This is a genomic window from Bradyrhizobium sp. USDA 4369 (assembly GCF_054056435.1).
In genome coordinates this window covers 7,020,419-7,041,071 of record NZ_JBSRYH010000001.1, presented here as the reverse complement: position 1 = coordinate 7,041,071, position 20,653 = coordinate 7,020,419, and the positions used below count along the sequence as shown (strand labels likewise).

Genomic DNA, 20,653 nt, shown 5'->3' with positions numbered 1-20,653 from the left:
CGTCACGAGCCGTCAGGCGCGGGCAGCTGCGGCAGGCGGGCGAGGCTGACGCCGGCGGCGCGATGCTGGAACATCCGCGCGATCAGCTCGGCGGCCTGCTTTGCCGCGTCCTCCGCCGCGAGCCCGCCATGCCGGACATTGGAGATGCAGTTGCGCTCGGAATCGACGCGGCCGCGGCGCGGCATCCATGTGAGATAGAGGCTGAGCGAATCCGCCGCGCTCAGGCCGGGACGCTCGCCGATCAGGATGATCGAAGCCGAGGCGTCGAACAGCTCGCCGACGTGGTCGGCCAGCGCGACACGGCCTTGTGAGGCGACGATGACGGGGGACAGCCGCCGCCCGGTCGCGGCGAGCAGCGGCATCAACGTATCGAGCACCGGCAGAGCATTGACCTGCACGGCGCGGCTGCTCAGGCCATCGGCCACGACCAGCGCGATGTCAGCCGGCGCGCGCGGCTCCGACAGCAACGCTTCCGAATCCGGCGCCAGCAGGCGGCCGGCATCGGGACGCTGCAGGTAGGTGGTGCGGTCGGCGGCGCGGCTGCGCACGACAATCGCCGGCCAGCCGCGCGCGGTGACGGCGGCGGCGCTGCCGGCGGCATCGAACGGCTTCAGCACGGCATCGCGGGCTTCGGCATGCGCGGCCTGGAAGCCGAGATGGGCCGAGGTCGGCAGTCCCGGCCCGCAGCGGCCGAGCGCTATCCGCGCCGCGGTGTAGCGCGACAGCCAGCTCCAATCATCGGATGACGACGTGGCCGGCGCGTGATCGTCGCTTTCGCTCACGCTTCGGCTCCCAGCAGCGGCAGTGACGGCATCAGTCGGGTCGGATCGAATCGCAGCTCGCCTTCGCGATCGCTGATGCCGGTCGCCGCCAGCCAGGCTTCGAACTCCGGCGCGGCGCGTTTGCCCAGCACCTTTCGGACGTAGAGCGCGTCGTGAAACGAGGTGCTCTGATAGTTGAGCATGATATCGTCAGCGCCGGGCACGCCCATGATGTAGGTGCAGCCGGCGACGCCGAGCAGGGTCAGCAGCGCATCCATGTCGTCCTGGTCGGCTTCGGCGTGGTTGGTGTAGCAGACGTCGCAGCCCATCGGCAGGCCGAGCAGCTTGCCGCAGAAATGATCCTCCAGCCCCGCCCGCATGATCTGCTTGCCGTCATAGAGATATTCCGGCCCGATGAAGCCGACCACGGTGTTGACCAGCAGCGGCCGGTAGCGCCGCGCCACCGCGTAGCAGCGCGCCTCCAGGGTCTGCTGATCGACGCCGCAATGTCCTGATGATGACAGCTCGCTGCCTTGTCCGGTCTCGAAATACATCAGGTTGGCGCCGGCAGGACCGCGCCCCAGGCCTTCGGCCGCATCGAGCGCCTCGTCGAGCAGCGACAGGGTGATGCCGAAGCCGCGATTGGCCTCCTCGCTGCCGGCCAGCGACTGGAACACGAGATCGACCGGAGCGCGGCGGTCGATCGCCTTCAGCGCGGTCGTGACATGCGCGAGCACGCAGGACTGGATCGGCGCGTGCGAGGCGAGCCGCAAGGTCTCGATCATGTCGAGCAGCCGGACCATGGTGTCGACATCGTCGCTCGCCGGGTTGATGCCGATGGTGGCGTCGCCGACGCCATACATCAGCCCGTCGAGGATCGAGGCCGCGACGCCCTTGGGATCGTCGAGCGGGTGGTTGGGCTGCAGCCGTGTCGACATCCGGCCGGGCAGGCCGATGGTGCAGCGGAAGCGCGTCACCACCTCGCATTTGGCGGCGACGGTCACGAGATCCTGCAGCCGCATGATCTTGCAGACCGCGGCGACCATTTCCGGCGTCAGGCCCGGCGACACCGCCGAAAGCCTCCGCGCATCGGTCGCGTCTGACAGCAGCCATTCGCGGAACGATCCGACGGTCAGGCTCGCGATGTCGGCGAAGGCGCGGCCGTCATGCTGATCGACGATCAGCCGCGTCACCTCGTCGCTCTCATAGGGGATGACGGCCTCGTCGAGGAAGTGTCGCAGCGGCAGGTCGGCGAGCGCCATGCGCGCGGCGACGCGTTCGGCCGCATCCTGCGCGGCGAGGCCGGCGAGCACGTCGCCCGAGCGCGGCGGCGTCGCCTTGGCCAGCAGCGTCCTGAGATCGTCGAAGCGATAGGTCGTGCCGCCCAGCCGGTGTGAGAAACCCATTGATCCTGCTCCGCTAGCATCTCGCGGTCATTCAGCGCCGCATCATGCACGATATTGCCGATATTTGATGACCTTTTTGCCGAGGCCTCGGGTCGATGCGCAACGGGTTGCGCCCGCTGCGGCGCGCGCTAAGGTCGCGCGCTGCACAGGCTGACCGAGCAAGGGAACTCCGACATGGCGCGTATCCGCTGTATAACCGAGATGGGCATGGGCGTGGACGTCCATGGCCGCGACGCCACCAAGGCTGCGAAGCGCGCGGTGTCGGATGCGATCCGCCATTCCAGCCTCGGCTTCTTCCGCATGGTCGGCAAGACGCCGCAGGACATGCTCGTCGACGTCACGATCGGCGTGCCGAATCCCGAGGCCGTCGACACCGCGGCGGTCGCCAAGGAGCTGCCCTATGGCACGGTGACGGTGACCGCCGTCAAGGGCGGACTGGAGATTCCGGCCGAGGCCGGCAGCGACGCGATCATCATCGCCAATGCCGCGGTGCTGGTCCATCTCGACGACGGCAAGTGAGCGTCGGCTGAGCCGCGTGAGGCTGCGGTCATGATGCGAAGAGTATGCCGTCCCGATCCTCAGTCCCTCTCATCCGGGTGACGTCCGAGGATGGGCGTTCGCGTCCGGTTCAAAGTCCGTTGGCGAGACGAAACCGCCATTGTATGTGGATACGGCTGGGAGGACACCCGAGGCGCCGGCAGGTCCAGCAATGCTGCACACGATGCTGCCTCGGTCGGTAGCGTTTCAGCCTTGATTGATTGACGACGCACATGGTCAGCCGCGCCGAGATCGGACGACAGAACCAATACCTGCTGCGCCAGCAGCACGACTTTCGCCGCGCCGCTGATATCGTCACCGACGCGCTGGTGGCGTTCGAGGAGATCGAGGCCATTGCGGTGATCGGCTCGGTGGCGAAGCCGCTTTGGAAGGAAGTGCCTCGCTTTCGTGAATATCGCCGTGCCGGCATCGAGGTCTGGCACGAATGCAAGGATCTGGATCTTGCGGTGTGGATTGGCTCGCAGCATCGCCTGGGCGAGATGCGCCGTGTCCGCGATGCCGCGCTGTCCGCCGCCTACAATGCCGGGACCGGGCCCGGCACCGTCGGCCACCAAGTCGAGATCTTCCTGATCGAGCCGGGAACCGATCGTTATCTGGGACGGCTCTGCTATTTCAACAACTGTCCAAAACACAAGCGGGACTGTGCCACGCCAGGCTGTGGCAAGATCCCTTTCAACAAGGTCGTCGACGGCTTCGAGCCGTATCCCGACCTGCTGGCGACGGCGAACGACGCGATGTTGTATCGGCGCGGGCAGGGGCGACTGCGTTCGGCCCTGGACCTGCCGGGGCCGAACCGGGGCGAGTGACGCGCAGGCGTGCTGCAACTCACGGCGCGTGATGGTCGGCCACGGCCGCCTCGAGCCGCGGCTTGAGCATGTGGAAGCGCGCTCCACCGGGCGCGCATCCAACTGAGCAAGACGGCCTGTCAAGGCGCGCCAAGCTCGGTTGAGGCGCCCGCTCACAGCCGCGGATCGATCGGCTCGCTCTCCAGTGCCAGCACCGCGAACACGCATTCGTGCACGCGGCGCAGCGGCTCGCGGGCGACGAAGCGGGTCAGCGCCTCGTGGCCGAGTGCGAACTCGCGCAGAGCGAGGTTGCGCTTGCCCTCGAGCTTGCGCTGGCGCAGCCGCGCGATGTGCTCCGGCGCATCATATTCCGGTCCGTAGATGATGCGCAGATATTCGCTGCCGCGCACCTTCAGCGCCGGCTGGATCAGGCCCTTCGGCCCGCGCGCGACGAAGTTCCTGGGCTTCACCACCATGCCTTCGCCGCCGCCGGCTGTGAGCTGCTCCCACCAGGCGATGGCGTCATTCACCGCCGTGTCGTCGGCCAATGCCACCGTGCGCCATCGCGTGTGCGTGATGACGGAATCCGCTGTCGCCAGCCGGTCGGCGATCGTCATGTACCAGACGTGATCCTGGTCGAACCAGACCCGGCCCTCGCTGGCGAGCAGGTGAAATGGCGCGATCTTGAGATCGTCGATGCCGCCGATCGGCCAGACATAAGGAGCCCAGGCCTCGCCATAGCGCCGTGCCCGCGCGGTGCGATTGCGGACGTGATCGCGGAGCGCTGCGACGTCGAGACCGCGCGCAGCGGCGCGCGTCAGGGCATCCTCTGCGGCCGCAAGGCCGGCGACCGACGCCGCCGCGACGGGCGCGTACTGGCTCTCGATCAGGCTGCCGGCCTTGGCCGACCATGGCATGATCTCGGCGTCGAGCAGCAGCCAGTCGGTCTGCAGCTCCTGCCACAGGCCGGCGGTTTCGACCGCGTCACGCAGCCGGGCCAGCAGCGCCTCGGTCATCGCCGCGTCGCTGAAGAACGGTCGGCCGGTGCGGGTCCAGATCGCGCCGCTCTCCTCGCCTGCGATGCCGAAGCGGATCCTGGCGACATCAACGCTCTTGCAGAGCGCGATGACGGCGCGCGAGCCCATGTGCTTCTCTTCGCACACGACCTCGGCGACGTTGCGGGCGCGAAAATGCGCGAACGCCTCCTCCGGCCGCTCCAGCCAGCCTTCGCGCGCGCTCGTCTCCGACGGCGACATGGTCGGCGGCAGATAGACCAGCCATTGCGGCGGCAGCGCGAACCGGCTCGTCACTTCAAGCGCAGCCGAGGCGTTCTCCTCGGCGACGACCAGGCGGCCGCGCAGCGTGGTGTCGATCCAGCGCCGGCCGCTGACGTCCGCGATGTCCAGCAACTGATCTGCCTCGGCCTGCGCGGAGCCGGCAGCCGTCCGCGGCGCAAGCGGCCGGACCGGCTCGCACCAGACGCGCTCGGCCTCGACCTCGACGAGCTCACGCTCGGGCCAGCGCAGCGCCGTCAAGCGGCCGCCGAACACGCAGCCGGTGTCGATGCACAGCGTGTTGTTGACCCATTCGGCATTCAGCATCGGCGTATGGCCATAGACCACCGCCGTCGGGCCGCGATAGGCCGCGGCCCAGTCGGCGCGCACGGGCAGGCCGAATGCGTCGATCTCGCCGGTGGTCTCGCCGTAGAGCGCGAACTCGCGCACCGCGCCGGAGCCGCGGCCGATCATCTCCTCCTTCAACCCGGCATGCGCGACCGCGAGCCGGCCGCCATCGAGCCAGACATGGCTGCGCAAGCCATCGAGAAAGCCGGGCAGGGCGTCGCGAAAGCCGCGATCCTCACCGGCGAGCTGGTCGATCGTGGCCTGCATGCCATGCGCGATCGTGACCTTGCGGCCCGCCAGCCAACGCTGGAACTTGCGGTCGTGATTGCCCTGCACGGCATAGGCCGTGCCGGCCGCGACCATGCTCATGACGATGCGCAGCACGTCCGGCGATTGCGGGCCGCGGTCGACGAGGTCGCCGACGAACACGGCCTTTCGGCCTGCGGGCGGCGTTACCGTGACGGCGCGCCGGCCATCCGCGTCGCGCCATGCGACCCGATAACCGAGCTTTGTGAGCAGCGCCTGCAATTCGCTCGCGCAGCCATGAACGTCGCCGATGATGTCGAACGGGCCGCAATCGTGCCGCTTGTCGGTCCACAGCGGCTGCCGCGCGAGCGTCGCGGCCGCGATATGTTCAACGCTGTCGAGCTTCCAGACCTGGCGAAAGCCCTCGCGCTGCAGGCCGCCGAGGCCGCGGCGGATCTCCTGGACCATGCGCTGCACGACGGGACCGCCGAAACTGCGTTCGGGGCGCGTCCTGTTGCGGGCGATGCAGACGTCGATGCCCGGATCGAACACGATTGCGACCGGCAGCGCGTGCCATTTGCGCGCCAGCTCGACCCAGCCCTTGCGATCGGCGGGACGCACATTGGTGGCGTCGATCACCGCAAGCCGGCGGTGCTTCAAACGCTTGCCCGCGATCTCGCGCACGATATCGAAGGCGTCGGCGGAAACGCCCTGGTCGGTCTCGTCGTCGACCACCAGCGCACGGCAATGGTCCGAGGAGATCACCTCGGTCGGCAGGAAGTGCTTCGCGGCGAAGGTCGACTTGCCGGAGCCGGTCGATCCGATCAGCACGACCAGCGAGAAGTCGGGGATTTCGATGTTCATGGAATTGCTCAGCGGGTGAAGACGGCCATCTGTGTCGGCGCGCCATGCGTGTCGTCGTGACGGCCGATTCCGGAGAAGGCGACCTGATAGTTGAAGCTCGCGCAGATGCGCCCGGCCCATCCGGCGAATTCGGCGCGCGTCCATTCGAAACGGTGGTCGCGATGCCTGAAGCCTCCAGCCGGCAGGCTCGGAAACAGTGCGTTGTAGTCGGCATTCGGCGTCGTCACGACGACGGCGCGCGGCCGCGCCGCGCCGAACACGACGCGTTCGACCACCGGCAGACGGTCGGGATCGAGATGCTCGATGACCTCGACGAGCGCAGCCGCATCCGCCTCCGCCCAGCGCGCATCGCGATAGGTGAGGGAGCCGTGCAGCAGCGTGACGCGGTCCTCGGGCGGTCCGCCGATCACGCCGAGCTTCAGCCGCTTGGCCGCGCGCTCCAGCTCGCGGGCCGCCGGATCGAGCCCGATCAGCCGGGTCACCCAGCGCTCGCGCAGGAGCAATTGCAGCAGCTTGCCTTCACCGCAGCCGAGATCGGCGACGGTGCTGGCGCCGGTTGCGCGCAGCGCCTGGGCGACGGCGGCCAGGCGCAGATCGTTGAGCCGGATCGGCGCCTCCAGCGAGTCCTCCGACGCGCCCTGGGCCTCGGGCTCCAGCGCCTCGTCCTGCGTCTCAGGTGCGAGCCGGGCTAACGCCGCGCGCGCCAGCACGCCGCGATGGCGGAGATAGCGGCGCACGATCAGCTCCCTGGCCGGATGCGCGTCGAGCCAGCCCTCGCCGCGCTTGAGCAGCTTGTCGATCTCCTCGTCGCCGACCCAGTAATGCTTGGCGTCGTCCATGACGGGGATCAGCACGTAAAGATGGTTCAGCAGCGCGGCCAGCCTGGTGGTGCCGCGCAGGGTGAGGTGGACATAGCGGCTGGTCGGGTCGCCCTGCGGTCCCGGGATGGGCGCGAGCGTGACATGCCAGCCCAGCGGCTCGAACAGCTGGCGCAACAAAGTCTCGCCGCCGCGCAGGGGCAGCGGCGTCACCACCGCCTCCAGCGGAATCGCGCTGTCGGCCAGCTCCTGGCGCGCGCTGCTGATGCCGTTCATCGCGGTCCGGAACGCCTTGTTGAGCGCGACCGACAGGAAGGAGGACGCAGCATAGGGGCGATCATTGACATATTGATCGAGCAGCCCATCGCTCTGGCCCTTGCCGCGGACGAGGCCGATCGGATCGACGTCGAGCAGCAGCGCCGCCTCGCAGCGCGCCTCGCTGGCCTCGGGATAGACGATCAGTGCCCTGCCATAGGTCAGCTCAAGCTCGTGCAGCCGGTCCGGATGCTTGTTGAGCAGGAAGCCGAGATCGGTGGCGGGCTGATGGGTGGTGGCGATGGAGAGGAACATGGCGTCAGTTAAACCAATGCTTGTCGTGTGATCCACTGAATGTGGAAGAAGACCCGGGCGCGTCTGTGACGCGTCCGGGCCGGTTGTCGTCAGTGCAGGGTCGCCCCTCGCAGCGTCTCCTCCTGCGCGGCAATCCACGCGATCACCGCCTCGGAGAAGCCGTCGACCCGCGTCCAGGGACCGTAACCGACCCCGTGCTGGTACGACGCCACGTTCACCATGGTCCCGCGCGCCCTGGGCGACGGCACCGGATCGTGGCTCTGCTCGTCGGTGAAGACGATCAGGCGGTCTCCCTTGCGGTCGACCTCCTGGACCGCACGGCCGAGATAGGTCCCGGAATGCGGCTGCGATCCGAGGATCGCATCGCGCAGCGCGAAGCCCCGGCGCGGCGGCACCTTCACGACCTTGTCGCTGAACGTGAAGATCTCCACCTCGTCGCAGACCTCGCGGGCCAGCACCGCCAGCCCGCACGCCGCGTCCGCGCGCGTCATCTCCGACTTCGCGGACAAAGCCGCGAACATCGACCCTGACACGTCGATCAGCAGCCGCGTGCGGCCCGCAAGCCGCGCATGACCCTTGATCGAGCGGAGCATCGCGGCCTCGAGCTCGGGCTCGAAGTCCGGCGCATGCCGGGCCGCCGAGATGAACCGATACGGCAGCACCCGGTCCGTCCGCATCGCCGCGATCACCTCCGCGATCGTCGCGCGCGGCACGCCGGCCTGCTGCATCAGACGCAGGTTGCGCAGCAGCGCCAGCGCTCCGAGCCTGTTCTCACCGAGCAGCCGCTCGAAGCTCGCACGCTTGTCCGCACCGGCCGAGAGCGCGACCTCCCAGGTGTCGGGCGAGGGCAGCTCGCCATCGACGAGCTGCTTCCACACCGCCTCCTGGGCGGCGTCCTTCGGCCTGGCGTGAACCAGGAACAGGACGTCGCGGAGTCGCACCGGCCCCTCGCGGTCATACTTCGCGAGCTGATAGGCGTCGAACTTGCCGAACGCCTTCGCCAGCCCCTTCTTGAACTGCGCCGACACCGGCTGCCGCTTGCGCTGCTGCCGCGGCCCGAGCGAGTCCGCCCAGTAGATCGCCAGCAGCTCGGTCATCTCGTCCGGCCGCTGGATGATGCGCGCCAGCGTCTCGGCCACCAGCGCACGGTGCGACGGCAGCCGCGCCATCTCGCGGGCAACGAGCAGCGGCGCGTGCCGCAGCTTCATCTCCTCGCGCGCACGGACGGCGAGCTGAGCGACCTCGCGCGGCGCGACCAGCGGCACCAGCGCCTTGACGCGGTCGGCGATCGCGACCCCATCCTCGTAGAACTGGTCCTCCCACAACAGGCAGCTCATCAGCGTGCGCTGCAGCGCCTGTGCAGGCGCGAGCTGTCGAGACGGCGCACCCTCATGGGTGAAGGCGCGCAGGAACGTGTTGAGCCTGACCAAGATGGCCTCCTCGGGTTGAGTTGATGATCGATGGAATGGCCGGACGACCGGCCGGCCCGCGTGGTCAGTTTGGAGATCACGCGTTACAGGGACCGCGCGCCGGGAACGGGCGAATGCTGAGCTCCGCTCCATTTGCGTGGAGCGGATAGTGCTCTGCCACTGAGCTACCGGCGCATGGTACGCCGGGTGGGACTCGAACCCACGACCTCTCGATTAACAGTCGAAGTATCAGCACTCTTCACCACGGCGCGTGGCAAGGGGGGGCGGGGAACGGGTGATGCTGTTGCTGCCCCAAGGGGCGCTCGGTTTCAACGAAGTAACAGGCATCTTCACCACCGCCCGATGAGAGGATGACCGCCTCATGCGAAGCGATCGGCAGTTGCGGCGAACCACGAGCCGGGAACAGGCGATGGCTGAGACCCGGTCGCGATGGACCGGACAGCGCTCTGACCTCTGAGCTACCGGAATGACGCCGGACGGGATTCGAACCCGCGACCTCTGGCGTGGAAGGCGAAGTATCAGTCATCTTCACCACCGCCTTGGCCGCCCGGCCGTGGCCGGGCGACGATGGATGGCATGCTGGGGAACGGGCGATCACGGCAATACGACGATCGAAACGCAGGCTTGGCGCCAGGCCTCACCGCAACCCGCGACTCACCCGTCTCGCTTGACGGATTCCACGGTACGATCGATCGAAGGCGGCGCGTGGCCGCATTGGCGCGAAGGATCCGCGATCTTCACCACCAGCAGCTCCCGGCCGCGAACGGCCGGGAATTGAAATCACTTGTCTGCGGCGCCATACGGCGCCGCGTGGTGCGAGCTCTCAAGCAAGCTCGCTCTGTCATCGGTGTCCGGCTCGACGCCTCGTTCCCTCCGACAGGCCCCGCGCGCTTAGGCCGCGCGCATCACCTGCGCGAGCCCCGGGATCCGGGTCTCCCGTTCCGGCAGATCGCCGGCACTTCCGTTGCTGTTCGCCGTGCAGCCGTCTCGCGTGAGGGCAACAAAAAACCCTCCGGAGCGGCTGGCTCGGGAGGGTCCGTGTGATGCGGACTTCAAGGATCCTGCGTCAAGCAAGACCGCTCCCCCGAGCATGGCGTGCGCCATCCACCGGCGCAAAGCCGTTGATGGTGCAAATCTTAAGTTCGTAGCCGAAGGACATCGTCGTGCTCATGTTTGCCGCGGGCGCAATCGCTCGCGAGGCCGCGGGACATACGCGCCTTTGTTGTTGCTGTCAACAGCGATCGAGCTATCCATGAGTTGCTTGTTGCAGATGTTGATCTGCGACAACACGCCGACGCAGATCGCGGATATCGTGATCCCAGGTCACATTGCGGCGAATTCGCGAGCGCGTTCGATGAACCGACGGCAGATCTTGTTAGGAGTGGGCGGCGCCGTTGCGGTCGCGGCCTGCGGCACCGGCGCATGGCGCGCAGCGACGGGAACGATGAGTTCTTATGACGATTATAGCGCGCGGCTGCGCGCGCCGCTATCGTCGGACATTGCTGACGTGATCCGCTATGCGACGCTCGCAGCCAACAGTCACAACACCCAGCCATGGCGCTTTCACGTGTGCCGCGAAGCGATCGAGATCGGGCCCGATCTGTCGCGGCGGACGCCGGCGGTCGATCCCGACGACCACCATTTGTTTGTCAGCCTGGGCTGCGCCGCCGCCAATCTCGCGATCGCCGCCGGTGCCGCTGGATATCAAGGCGAGATTGCGGTCGATGGACAGACAATCCGCTACGATTTCGTCAAGGGCGCGCCGCATGATGATCGGCTGATTGCGGCGATCGTGCGCCGGCAGTCGACGCGCGCAGAGTATGACGGCCGCGCGGTGCCGCCCGGCGATCTCGCATCGCTGCAGAGCGCAGCGGCGGTGCCGGGTGTCGATCTCGCTCTGGTCACCGAGCCCGGCCGCATCGCCGCCATCCGCGATCTCGTCGTGGCCGGCAATGACGCGCAGATGCGCGATGTTGCGTTCATGCGTGAGCTCAAGCGTTGGATCCGCTTCAATCCGCACAGCGCGATGACGACCGGCGACGGTCTGTTCGCTGCGGCGAGCGGCAACCCGTCCTTGCCGACTGCGCTTGGCGGCGTTGCCTTCGACCGCCTGTTCGATGTCGCGGCCGAGAACGACAAATATGCCCGCCAGATCGCGTCCTCTGCGGGCGTTGCCGTGTTCGCGGCGGAGCGGGCCGATCCGTCGCATTGGATCAGGGTGGGGCAGGCCTGTCAGCGCTTCGCTCTCGAAGCGACGCGGCTCGGGCTCAGGCTTGCGTTCATCAACCAGCCGGTCGAGGTGGCGTCGTTGCGGCCCGAGCTGGCGCGCGTGGTCGGAACCACACGGCGGCCGGATCTCGTGCTGCGCTTCGGCTATGGTCCGGCGCTGCCCTTTGCGCCGCGGCGGCCGGTGTCCGACGTGCTGAGTTCATGAGTCGTTCCTGTCAATCTTGACGGATTTGCGACTTGGTGCATTGCTTCGTGACATGTTCGAGAACACCCGATTGGCACGCATGAGCGACGGGCATTATTGCCTGGTGCGCGACCTTGGCCTGGTCAAGGGCGGCAAGGGCATGCGTCATCACGAGGTGGTGGTGGATTTCAGCGCCCGCGGCATCAAGGTGCTGGCGAAGCAGGGCGCCTCGGCGCTGATGCGCCGCGTCGCGGCGAAGCTGGCGCAGCACGAAGCCACCTCGAAACTGCCGGGTCTGCTACGCTTGCGCGAGCCGCAATAGCACTCACCGATTTCGTCGTCCGTTGTTGCCGATCGGCTGCCTCGGAGCGTAGGGGCTGTCCGGATTGACGTCGCGTTCGACATCGGCCACGCAATATTGCGGCCGGCGATGGCTGGGCCCCGAATACCAGCGCCCTTCGCGCAGCTCCACCTCGCTCAGGCCGCTGATGTCGAAGCACTTCCATTGCCCGCCCGGCGGCAGGCCGCGGCTCGCGCCACCGGCGAACTGGAACCCGAGCACGCGCTCGCGCCCGCGGCTATGGCCGAGGATGATCGGGCACAGCGCGCGGGCGAAACCCCGATACATGCACAGGACCTGCTGGCGCGTGCGCATCGCCTGCATGATCAGCTGGTAGGTTGCACTGGACACGCCGAGTCTCCGCACATGACAGCATCATAAGACCGGCGCGCACCGGCGGTTCCGCATCATGCCTTGCAGCGGGGGCATCCGGCCTTAGATTGATGCAACCGACGTCAGCGCGAGCAGAGCCACAATGTCCGATCTTTCCAGCTTCCCGATCACCAGGCGCTGGCCGGCGCAGCATTCTGACCGCATCCAGCTCTATTCACTGCCGACGCCGAATGGCGTGAAGGCCTCGATCATGCTGGAGGAGACGGGGCTGGCTTACGAGCCTCACGCGATCGATTTCGGCAAGGACGACCAGAAGACCCCCGAATTCCTCTCGCTCAATCCGAACGGCAAGATTCCGGCGATCATCGATCCCGATGGCCCCGGTGGCAGGCCGCTCGGCCTGTTCGAGTCCGGCGCAATCCTGCAATACCTGGCCGAGAAGACCGGACAGTTCCTGCCAGCCGATCCGGTGCGACGCTGGCAGACCCTGCAATGGCTGCACTTCCAGATGGGCGGCATCGGGCCGATGTTCGGCCAGCTCGGTTTCTTCCACAAGTTTGCCGGCCGCGAGTACGAGGACAAGCGGCCGCTGCAGCGCTATGTCGCCGAGAGCAAGCGACTGCTCGGCGTGCTCGAGGCCCGGCTCGATGGCCGGCAATGGATCATGGACGCCGACTACACCATCGCCGACATTGCGACGCTCGGCTGGGTGCGCAATCTGATCGGCTTCTATGGCGCGCGCGAGCTGGTGGCGTTCGACGAGCTGACGCACGTGCCGGCTTGGCTGGAGCGCGGCCTGGCACGGCTGGCGGTGCAACGCGGGCTGGAGATCCCGAAGCGGCCGTGATCGTCAGCGAAGCCGATTTCGAACATGGCCTGGACGAGGTGATGTCGGCGCCCGCGGGTCCGGGCGACGGCGTGCTCGGCCCGGACAGCGTGATGTGGCGCGTTCATCGCGAGGCGGCGCTGTTTCTCGGCGCCGGGCGGGCGCTGCTGCTGCAGCTCGCCCATCCCTGGGTGGCGGCCGGGATCGCCGAGCAGTCGAAAGTGTTCGCCGATCCGCTGGGCCGTTTTCACCGCACCTTCAGCATCGTCTACACGATGGTGTTCGGCACGCGCGCGCAGGCGGTCGCGGTGGCGCGCCGGCTGTATCGGCGTCATGCCGCCGTCGACGGCGTGATGCCGGAGACGGTTGGACCGTTCGCGGCGGGGTCGCGCTATCGTGCCAACGATGTCGAGGCGCTGCGCTGGGTCCATGCCACGCTGGTCGAGACCGCGATGATGTCCTACGGCCTGCTGTGTCCGCCGCTCGCGGCGGCCGAGCGCGAGCAATATTGGCGCGAAGCAATGCGCTTCGCGCGCCTGTTCGGCATCCCGCACGAGGTGCTGCCGCGCGACTGGGATGCGTTCAAGTCCTACACGGCCGAGATGATGGCGTCGGAGACGCTCACGGTCAGCACGGCCGCGCGCGACATCGCGCGGCGCATCTTCTCGGGCGAGGCGACCCTGATCGGGCCGCCGCGCTGGTTCACCGCGCTGACCGCGGAGATGCTGCCCGAGCGGCTGCGGCTTGCGTTCGACCTGGCTTATGGAGAGCGCGAACGGCGCAGCGCCGCGCGGGCCCGCGTCTGGCTGCCTCGGGCCTACGGATTGTTGCCGGACCGGTTGCGGACCGTCGGTCCCTATCAGGAAGCGATGGCGCGCATCCGCGGCAATACATGTCCGCCGTTCACGCGGCTGCTCAACCGCGCCTGGATCGGACAGCCGTTGATGCCGGCCGCGGGCGTTGGCGCCGCGACGCCGCAGCGCAAGGCTTCCGGCTGAAGGTCGCCGGCCGCGGCGCCACCTGTGAAGGAGTTCACAGCAGCGCGTTGGCGCTTGCGTTATCCTGTTGGCCGTCAACATCTGACGATCTGGTCTGCTCGCGGAGGACACGATGGACGCGCTCACGCTTCTGATCATCCGCCACGCCGAGAAGCCTGACGGCGATGCGACCGGTCCGGGCCTGACGCACAAGGGCAAGGTGGATTCGAAGTCGCTGGTGATTTTCGGCTGGGAGCGGGCAGGGGCGTGGACGGCGCTGTTCGGCGCCGGGCTTGGCGGTTCGACCTATCCTGCGCCGCAGGCGGTCTATGCGGCCGATCCCGACAGCACCAAGGACGGCTCGGAGCCGAGCCGGCGCCCCTATGAGACGGTGCTGGACCTGGCGGCACGCCTGGGCCTCGACAGGCCGAACACATCGTTTGCGAAGGGGCAGGAAGCCGCGCTGGTCGACGCGCTGCTGCCGCTCGCCGGCACGGTGCTGGTCGCCTGGGAGCACAAGGCGATCATCTCCGACATCCTGCCGCGCCTGCCGGTCAGCAATGCCGACCAGTTGCCGACCCATTGGTCAGGCAAGCGCTTCGACGTCGTGCTGCGCTTCGATCGCGCTGCCGGCGCGACCGAGTTCAAATTCCAGGAATTGTATCCGTGCCTGATGCCGGGGGATTCCACCAAGCCGCTGAAGAATGATCCGAAGGACGAGTGAGACAGATCATCGACTCGTCGCTCGGTCAGATCCAAATGGCATACGTTATTCTGTATCTGGATTCTGCATCTGGTCAGGCGAGAGCGAACGGCTCACGGTCGCGCGAGTCCTCGACCCAGGCGTGAGCGGCGAACCATTCATGGTGGATGCGGCAGTGCGGGCAATAGGTGCGTGAGAAGAACACGGGCATGCGCTGAAAGCGTGCGGCCTCCATCTCCATCCCGGTCTCGATGCTGCGGCCGGTCTGCGTGCAACGTACCATGATCTTGCCCATCGCGGTCTCCTGTTCGCGCGCCAGATACGCCGGGGATGCGAAGAAAATGTAATGCTGAGCCGACAGTTTCGTGGCAAAGGTCCGGGTGAATTCCGACCGCGGAACGAAGCATGTTTTCCGCATCAAAAGCCGGTGAATCGCACTGCAAAATGCCGGGCCAATTGTCGCAACATGAGACATCCATTGCAGTGCGACACGATTGTTTGAGGACGCAAGCCATGAGCATCACGATCTACGGAATCAAGAACTGCGACACGATGAAGAAGGCGCGTGCCTGGCTCGACGATCATGGCGTGGCTTACGACTTCCACGACTACAAGACGGCCGGAATCGACAAGGCGACGTTGAAGACCTGGAGCGACGAGGTCGGCTGGGAGCTGTTGCTCAATCGCGCCGGCACCACGTTCAAGAAATTGCCCGACGCCGACAAGGAGGGAGTCACCGAAGCCAAGGCGATCGCGCTGATGCTGGCGCAGCCATCGATGATCAAGCGGCCGGTGCTCGATCTCGGTGGCCGCCGTATCGTCGGCTTCAAGCCGGAGATCTACGCCAAGGACGTGAAGGGCGCGAAGTAGCAGGCCGGAGCCGGCAACCCGTGAGAGCCCGCGCCGTCGCGATCGCGAATGACCACGCGCGCTGCGGGGCCGGCGCCAAACGCGCTGGCGGCGAAGCGGATGATGGTGGCATAGTATTCTATGTCTGCGGGAAGAACAGAATCGTATCAACGCAAGGTGCACGGATGGTGTTGCGACGCCAATGCCCAGCTTTCCGCCTTGCCTAACTCCCTCGATTGACGGCATATTCCGGCGCGAAGCGGTCGCGGGGGGTGGCAATCAATTGTCCAACCGCCCGGCAGAGCCGCCGTACAGGAAGAAGCGAGGGCTGGGCGCCGACGGCGCCGGCTGGGGGGATTCTGTTTGGCTGACGAGTTCATTCTCGAAACCCACGGATTGACGAAGGAATTCGCGGGGTTCTTTGCCGTTCGCGATGTTTCGCTCAAGATACGCCGGGGCACCATTCACGCGCTGATCGGTCCCAACGGGGCCGGCAAGACCACGTGCTTCAATCTTCTGACCAAGTTCCTTCGCCCGTCAGCGGGCAAGATTCTCTATAAAGGGCAGGACATTACGGCGACGGCGCCGGCCGATGTGGCGCGTCTCGGCCTGGTCCGCTCGTTCCAGATCTCGGCGGTGTTTCCACATTTGACCGCGCTGGAGAATGTCCGCGTCGCTCTGCAACGGCAGCATGGCTCGTCATTTGACTTCTGGCGCTCCAAGAGCGTGCTGAACCGCTTCAATGCCCGGGCGCTGGAGCTGCTCAACGACGTGGGCCTGAGCGAGTTTGCCAATATTCCGGCTGTCGAAATGCCGTATGGACGCAAGCGCGCGTTGGAGATTGCGACCACTCTGGCGCTCGATCCGGAGATGATGCTGCTGGACGAGCCGATGGCCGGCATGGGCCACGAGGACATCGACAAGATCGCGGCGCTGATCAAGCGCATCTCGGCCAAATATACGATCCTGATGGTCGAGCATAATCTGAGCGTCGTCGCCAACCTGTCCGACACCATCACGGTGCTGACCCGCGGTCAGGTGCTGACCGAGGGGCCTTATTCCGAGCTCTCGAAGGACGAGCGCGTCAAGGAAGCCTATCTGGGAGCCGGACATGCCTGAGGTGATGACGGCCAACAAGGTAGGCGCGGCGGCTGCCACCAGCACCATTCTCGACGTGAAGAATCTCGAGAGCTGGTACGGCGAATCCCACATCCTCCACGGCATGAACTTCACGGTGAATGCCGGCGAGGTCGTCACCTTGCTGGGACGCAACGGTGCCGGCAAGACCACGACCCTGAAGTCGATCATGGGGATCATCGGCAAGCGCACCGGCTCGGTGCAATTCAATGGCCAGCAGCTGATCCGCCTGACCTCGGACCGAATCGCGCGGCTCGGCATCGCGCTCTGTCCGGAGGAGCGCGGCATCTTCGCCAGCCTCGACGTCCGTGAGAACCTGCTGCTGCCGCCGGTGGTGCGGCCGGGCGGCCTCACGCTCGACCAGATCTTCGAGCTGTTTCCGAATTTGAAGGAGCGGCTGAAGAGCCAGGGCACCAAGCTGTCCGGCGGCGAGCAGCAGATGCTGGCCATCGCGCGCATCCTGCGCACCGGCGCGAGCTTCCTGATGCTGGATGAGCCGACCGAAGGCCTCGCGCCGGTCATCATCCAGCAGATCGGCCATACCATCGCGCGGCTGAAGAAGGAGGGGTTCACGATCCTCCTCGTCGAGCAGAACTTCCGTTTCGCCTCGACCGTCGCCGACCGCTACTATGTCGTCGAGCACGGCAAGGTCATCGACGGTTTCGCCAATGCCGATCTCGCCGCCAATATGGACAAGCTTCATACTTACCTCGGCGTCTGACCGGCGCGGGGACTGTTTCTTGGAACATTCTGGAAAGTTGGAAATGAAAAATAGAGTCATCGCGTCATTGCTGCTGGGAACGGCGCTCAGTTTCGCGGCGGGCAGCATCGCTTCGGCCGGAGACAAGACCGTCAAGATCGGCGCGCTGTCCGACCAGTCCGGCCTGTATTCGGATCTCGGCGGCCCCGGCTCGACCTTGGCGACGCAGATGGCCATCGAGGATTCCGGGCTCACGGGCAAGGGCTGGAAGATCGACGTGATCTCCGGCGACCATCAGAACAAGCCGGACATCGGCACCTCGATCGCGCGGCAATGGTTCGACGTCGAGAAGGTCGACACCATCGTCGACGTGCCGAATTCGGGCGTGGCGCTGGCGGTCAACAACGTCGTCAAGGAGAAGAACGGCGTCTACATCAATTCGGGGGCCGCCACCTCCGACCTCACCAACGCGCAGTGCTCGCCAAACACGGTGCACTGGACCTATGACACCTACATGCTGGCGCACACCACCGGCCAGGCGCTGGTCAAGGCGGGCGGCACCAGCTGGTTCTTCCTGACCGCCGACTATGCGTTCGGCGCGGCGCTGGAGCGCGACACCACGGCGGTCGTGACCGCCAATGGCGGCAAGGTGATCGGCGGCGTCAAGCATCCGCTGAACACCTCCGACTTCTCGTCCTTCCTGCTGCAGGCGCAGTCCTCGGGCGCCAAGGTCATCGGCCTCGCCAATGCCGGCGGCGACACCACCAACTCGATCAAGCAGGCGGCCGAGTTCGGCATCACCAAGGGCGGCCAGAAGCTCGCCGCGCTGCTGCTGTTCCTGACCGACGTCAAGTCGATCGGGCTCGACATCGCGCAGGGCCTCAACTTCACCGAGACCTTCTACTGGGACATGAACGACCAGACCCGCGCGTTTTCGGAGCGCTTTGCCAAGCGGATGAAGAACGGTGCGCCGCCGACCATGGTGCAGGCCGGCGTCTATGCGGGCCTTCTGCATTACTTCAAGGCGCTGGAGGCGCTCGGCGAGAATCCGCATGACGGCGTCAAGATCGTCGAGAAGATGAAGTCGATCCCGACCGAGGATGCGCTGTTCGGCAAGGGCGAGATCCAGCCCAATGGCCGCACCATCCACACCGCTTATCTGTTCGAGGTCAAGAAGCCGTCCGAATCCAAGGCGCCGTGGGATCTCTACAAGCTGGTCGGCTCGGTGCCGGGCGACCAGGCCTTCACGCCGCTCGACAAGAGCGCGTGCGCCCTGTTGAAGAAGTGAGCCGCTGCGGCCCCGGCGGTCCGCCGCCGGGGCTGCTCGTCCTTTAGGAAACGCCGAGAGAAAACAGAACAAGACGATGCAGGCCCTCTACGCACAGCTCCTGGTCGGACTGATCAACGGCTCGTTCTACGCGCTGCTCAGTCTCGGGCTTGCCGTCATCTTCGGCATGCTCAACATCATCAATTTCGCCCATGGCGCGCTCTACATGATGGGCGCGTTCTGCGCCTATTTCCTGCTGAACCTCGGCGGCATCAACTATTGGTGGGCGCTGCTGCTGGCGCCGATCATCGTCGGCATCTTCGGCATGATCCTGGAGCGCACGCTGCTGCAATGGCTGACCGGGCTCGACCACCTCTACGGCCTGCTGCTGACCTTCGGCATCGCGCTGATCGTGCAGGGCCTGTTCCAGAACTATTTCGGCTCCTCGGGCCTGCCTTACGCAATCCCCGATCAGCTGCGCGGCGGCATGAATCTCGGCTTCATGTTCCTGCCGATCTACCGCGGCTGGGTCGTGGTGTTCTCGCTGATCGTGTGTCTGGCGACCTGGTTCCTGATCGAGCGCACGCGGCTCGGCGCCTATCTGCGCGCGGCCACTGAAAATCCGACCCTGGTGCGCGCCTTCGGCATCAACGTGCCGCGCATGATCACGCTCACTTACGGCCTCGGCGTCGGCCTGGCCGCGCTCGCCGGCGTGCTGTCGGCGCCGATCAACCAGGTTCGGCCGCTGATGGGGGCCGACCTGATCATCGTTGTGTTCGCGGTGGTCGTGATCGGCGGCATGGGCTCGATCATGGGCTCGATCATCACCGGCTTCGCGCTCGGCGTGATCGAGGGACTGACCAAATATTTCTATCCCGAGGCTTCCAACACCGTGGTCTTCGTTCTGATGGTCCTGGTGCTCCTGGTGAAGCCGACGGGTCTGACCGGACGGGCGGCCTGACATGACATCGATCACCGACGAGACCCTGCCGATCACGCCGCGCGCGATGCGCGACGAGATGATCGTGTTCGTCATCATGGCCGCGCTGCTCGCCATCGTGCCGTTCACCGGGCTGTACCCCTTCTTCGTCATGCAGGCGCTGTGTTTCGCGCTGCTGGCCTGCGCCTTCAACCTGCTGATCGGCTATGGCGGGCTGCTGTCGTTCGGCCACGCGATGTTTCTGGGCACCGCGGGCTATTGCAGTGCGCACGCGCTGAAGGTCTGGGGCCTGCCGCCGGAACTCGGCATCCTCACGGGCATCGCCGGCGCGTTCGTGCTCTCGGTCGTCACCGGCTACATCTCGATCCGCCGCCAGGGCATCTACTTCTCGATGATCACCCTGGCGCTATCGCAGCTCTTGTACTTCGTCTATCTGCAGACGCCGTTCACCCATGGCGAGGACGGCATCCAGGGCATCCCGCAGGGCAGGCTGTTCGGCTTCATCGATCTGTCGAAGCCGACCACGCTGTATTACGTTGTGCTGGTCGGCTTCCTCGCCGGCTTCCTGCTGATCTTCCGTACCATCAACTCGCCGTTCGGCGAGGTGCTGAAGGCCATCCGCGAAAACGAGCAGCGGGCGATCTCGCTCGGCTACAAGACCGACCAGTACAAGCTGCTGGCCTATATCCTCTCCGGCACCATCGCCGGCTTTGCCGGCGCCCTGAAGGTGTTCGTAGCCCAGAACGCCTCGCTCACCGACGTGCACTGGTCGATGTCCGGCGAGATCGTGCTGATGACCCTGGTCGGCGGTCTGGGCACCGTGTTCGGTCCGGTCGTCGGTGCCTTCGTGATCATCGCCATGCAGCAATATCTGGCCGGCTTCGGGCAGTGGGTGACCGTGATCCAGGGCGTCATCTTCGTCGCCTGCGTGCTCACCTTCCGCCGCGGCGTGGTCGGGGAAATCGCCCATTTGTTCAAGCGATCCCTCTAAGTCTTTGAATTTATGATGGGATGTCGAAGAGGCAGAAAGCGGTGGATGAACCGGCCACCGCTTCTGCTGTGACGCGATCCGGAGTATGACACTTCTGTGACGGGCCGGCCCCGGCCC

The 20,653-nt window shown here is 66.3% G+C and carries 20 protein-coding genes, 1 tRNA gene and 1 pseudogene; 13 read left to right on the top strand and 9 right to left on the bottom strand.

Features of this window, described 5'->3' with window-relative positions:
• Window positions 1-2: 2 nt before the first annotated feature.
• Together eutC and ACVIJ6_RS31960 are read right to left on the bottom strand one after the other, a co-directional pair.
• A complete protein-coding gene (gene eutC, locus ACVIJ6_RS31965) occupies window positions 3-782 on the bottom strand; it encodes an ethanolamine ammonia-lyase subunit EutC (RefSeq protein WP_456775967.1) in 780 nt (259 codons plus the stop codon).
• Entirely contained in the window at window positions 779-2,167 is a 1,389-nt protein-coding gene (locus ACVIJ6_RS31960) for an ethanolamine ammonia-lyase subunit EutB (protein WP_456775966.1), read from the bottom strand. Before ACVIJ6_RS31960 ends, eutC begins: the two co-directional genes overlap by 4 nt.
• A gap of 174 nt (window positions 2,168-2,341) precedes the next feature.
• Between ACVIJ6_RS31960 and ACVIJ6_RS31955 the strand changes: the two genes are divergently transcribed.
• The gene (locus ACVIJ6_RS31955) at window positions 2,342-2,686 is read left to right on the top strand and encodes a Lin0512 family protein (protein ID WP_009027116.1); all 345 of its coding nucleotides are present in this window, start codon (window positions 2,342-2,344) and stop codon (window positions 2,684-2,686) included.
• Window positions 2,687-2,937: 251 nt separating this feature from the next.
• A complete protein-coding gene (locus tag ACVIJ6_RS31950; protein ID WP_456775965.1) occupies window positions 2,938-3,531 on the top strand; it encodes a hypothetical protein in 594 nt (197 codons plus the stop codon).
• 152 nt (window positions 3,532-3,683) lie between these two features.
• Here ACVIJ6_RS31950 and ACVIJ6_RS31945 read toward each other — a convergent pair whose 3' ends face one another.
• The 5 genes and pseudogenes from ACVIJ6_RS31945 to ACVIJ6_RS31925 form a co-directional block, all read right to left on the bottom strand.
• Complete coding sequence (locus tag ACVIJ6_RS31945; protein WP_456775964.1) at window positions 3,684-6,242, bottom strand: polynucleotide kinase-phosphatase; 2,559 nt, start codon at window positions 6,240-6,242, stop codon at window positions 3,684-3,686.
• Window positions 6,243-6,250: 8 nt separating this feature from the next.
• On the bottom strand, window positions 6,251-7,630 hold the full coding sequence (locus tag ACVIJ6_RS31940) for a 3' terminal RNA ribose 2'-O-methyltransferase Hen1 (protein WP_456775963.1): 1,380 nt from the start codon (window positions 7,628-7,630) through the stop codon (window positions 6,251-6,253).
• 89 nt (window positions 7,631-7,719) lie between these two features.
• Window positions 7,720-9,060, bottom strand: coding sequence for a vWA domain-containing protein (locus tag ACVIJ6_RS31935; RefSeq protein WP_456775962.1), 1,341 nt, complete (start codon window positions 9,058-9,060; stop codon window positions 7,720-7,722).
• Between the two features lie 95 nt (window positions 9,061-9,155).
• Window positions 9,156-9,234, bottom strand: a pseudogene (locus ACVIJ6_RS31930).
• A gap of 1 nt (window position 9,235) precedes the next feature.
• Window positions 9,236-9,310, bottom strand: a tRNA-OTHER gene (locus ACVIJ6_RS31925).
• Window positions 9,311-10,414: 1,104 nt separating this feature from the next.
• On the opposite strand from ACVIJ6_RS31925, the gene ACVIJ6_RS31920 reads away from it, so the two are divergent.
• Together ACVIJ6_RS31920 and ACVIJ6_RS31915 are read left to right on the top strand one after the other, a co-directional pair.
• Window positions 10,415-11,494, top strand: a complete 1,080-nt coding sequence (locus ACVIJ6_RS31920) for an Acg family FMN-binding oxidoreductase (protein ID WP_456777125.1) — start codon at window positions 10,415-10,417, stop codon at window positions 11,492-11,494.
• A gap of 79 nt (window positions 11,495-11,573) precedes the next feature.
• The gene (locus ACVIJ6_RS31915) at window positions 11,574-11,795 is read left to right on the top strand and encodes a hypothetical protein (protein ID WP_456775961.1); all 222 of its coding nucleotides are present in this window, start codon (window positions 11,574-11,576) and stop codon (window positions 11,793-11,795) included.
• A 3-nt stretch (window positions 11,796-11,798) separates the two neighbouring features.
• Here ACVIJ6_RS31915 and ACVIJ6_RS31910 read toward each other — a convergent pair whose 3' ends face one another.
• Window positions 11,799-12,164 carry a hypothetical protein gene (locus tag ACVIJ6_RS31910; protein WP_456775960.1) on the bottom strand — a complete coding sequence of 122 codons (366 nt, stop codon included), beginning with the start codon at window positions 12,162-12,164 and terminating at the stop codon, window positions 11,799-11,801.
• A gap of 124 nt (window positions 12,165-12,288) precedes the next feature.
• Between ACVIJ6_RS31910 and ACVIJ6_RS31905 the strand changes: the two genes are divergently transcribed.
• From ACVIJ6_RS31905 to ACVIJ6_RS31895, 3 genes are all read left to right on the top strand, one after another.
• The gene (locus ACVIJ6_RS31905) at window positions 12,289-12,993 is read left to right on the top strand and encodes a glutathione S-transferase N-terminal domain-containing protein (RefSeq protein WP_456775959.1); all 705 of its coding nucleotides are present in this window, start codon (window positions 12,289-12,291) and stop codon (window positions 12,991-12,993) included.
• Entirely contained in the window at window positions 12,990-13,970 is a 981-nt protein-coding gene (locus ACVIJ6_RS31900) for an oxygenase MpaB family protein (protein WP_456775958.1), read from the top strand. The genes ACVIJ6_RS31905 and ACVIJ6_RS31900 overlap by 4 nt, the downstream gene beginning before the upstream one ends.
• Before the next feature lie 112 nt (window positions 13,971-14,082).
• Entirely contained in the window at window positions 14,083-14,673 is a 591-nt protein-coding gene (locus tag ACVIJ6_RS31895; protein ID WP_456775957.1) for a histidine phosphatase family protein, read from the top strand.
• Window positions 14,674-14,746: 73 nt separating this feature from the next.
• On the opposite strand, the gene ACVIJ6_RS31890 is transcribed toward ACVIJ6_RS31895, so the two are convergent.
• Entirely contained in the window at window positions 14,747-14,947 is a 201-nt protein-coding gene (locus tag ACVIJ6_RS31890; protein ID WP_012043839.1) for a hypothetical protein, read from the bottom strand.
• Between the two features lie 218 nt (window positions 14,948-15,165).
• On the opposite strand from ACVIJ6_RS31890, the gene ACVIJ6_RS31885 reads away from it, so the two are divergent.
• The 6 genes from ACVIJ6_RS31885 (at window position 15,166) to ACVIJ6_RS31860 (ending at window position 20,536) form a co-directional block, all read left to right on the top strand.
• Window positions 15,166-15,522: an ArsC family reductase gene (locus ACVIJ6_RS31885; RefSeq protein ID WP_456775956.1), complete on the top strand. Its 357-nt coding sequence runs from the start codon at window positions 15,166-15,168 to the stop codon at window positions 15,520-15,522.
• Window positions 15,523-15,864: 342 nt separating this feature from the next.
• The gene (locus tag ACVIJ6_RS31880; RefSeq protein ID WP_456775955.1) at window positions 15,865-16,620 is read left to right on the top strand and encodes an ABC transporter ATP-binding protein; all 756 of its coding nucleotides are present in this window, start codon (window positions 15,865-15,867) and stop codon (window positions 16,618-16,620) included.
• A complete protein-coding gene (locus tag ACVIJ6_RS31875; protein WP_456775954.1) occupies window positions 16,613-17,359 on the top strand; it encodes an ABC transporter ATP-binding protein in 747 nt (248 codons plus the stop codon). Before ACVIJ6_RS31880 ends, ACVIJ6_RS31875 begins: the two co-directional genes overlap by 8 nt.
• A gap of 43 nt (window positions 17,360-17,402) precedes the next feature.
• Window positions 17,403-18,626 carry an ABC transporter substrate-binding protein gene (locus tag ACVIJ6_RS31870; RefSeq protein WP_456775953.1) on the top strand — a complete coding sequence of 408 codons (1,224 nt, stop codon included), beginning with the start codon at window positions 17,403-17,405 and terminating at the stop codon, window positions 18,624-18,626.
• 76 nt (window positions 18,627-18,702) lie between these two features.
• Window positions 18,703-19,566 carry a branched-chain amino acid ABC transporter permease gene (locus tag ACVIJ6_RS31865; RefSeq protein WP_456775952.1) on the top strand — a complete coding sequence of 288 codons (864 nt, stop codon included), beginning with the start codon at window positions 18,703-18,705 and terminating at the stop codon, window positions 19,564-19,566.
• Between the two features lies 1 nt (window position 19,567).
• Entirely contained in the window at window positions 19,568-20,536 is a 969-nt protein-coding gene (locus tag ACVIJ6_RS31860) for a branched-chain amino acid ABC transporter permease (protein ID WP_012043845.1), read from the top strand.
• The last annotated feature ends 117 nt before the right edge of the window (window positions 20,537-20,653 follow it).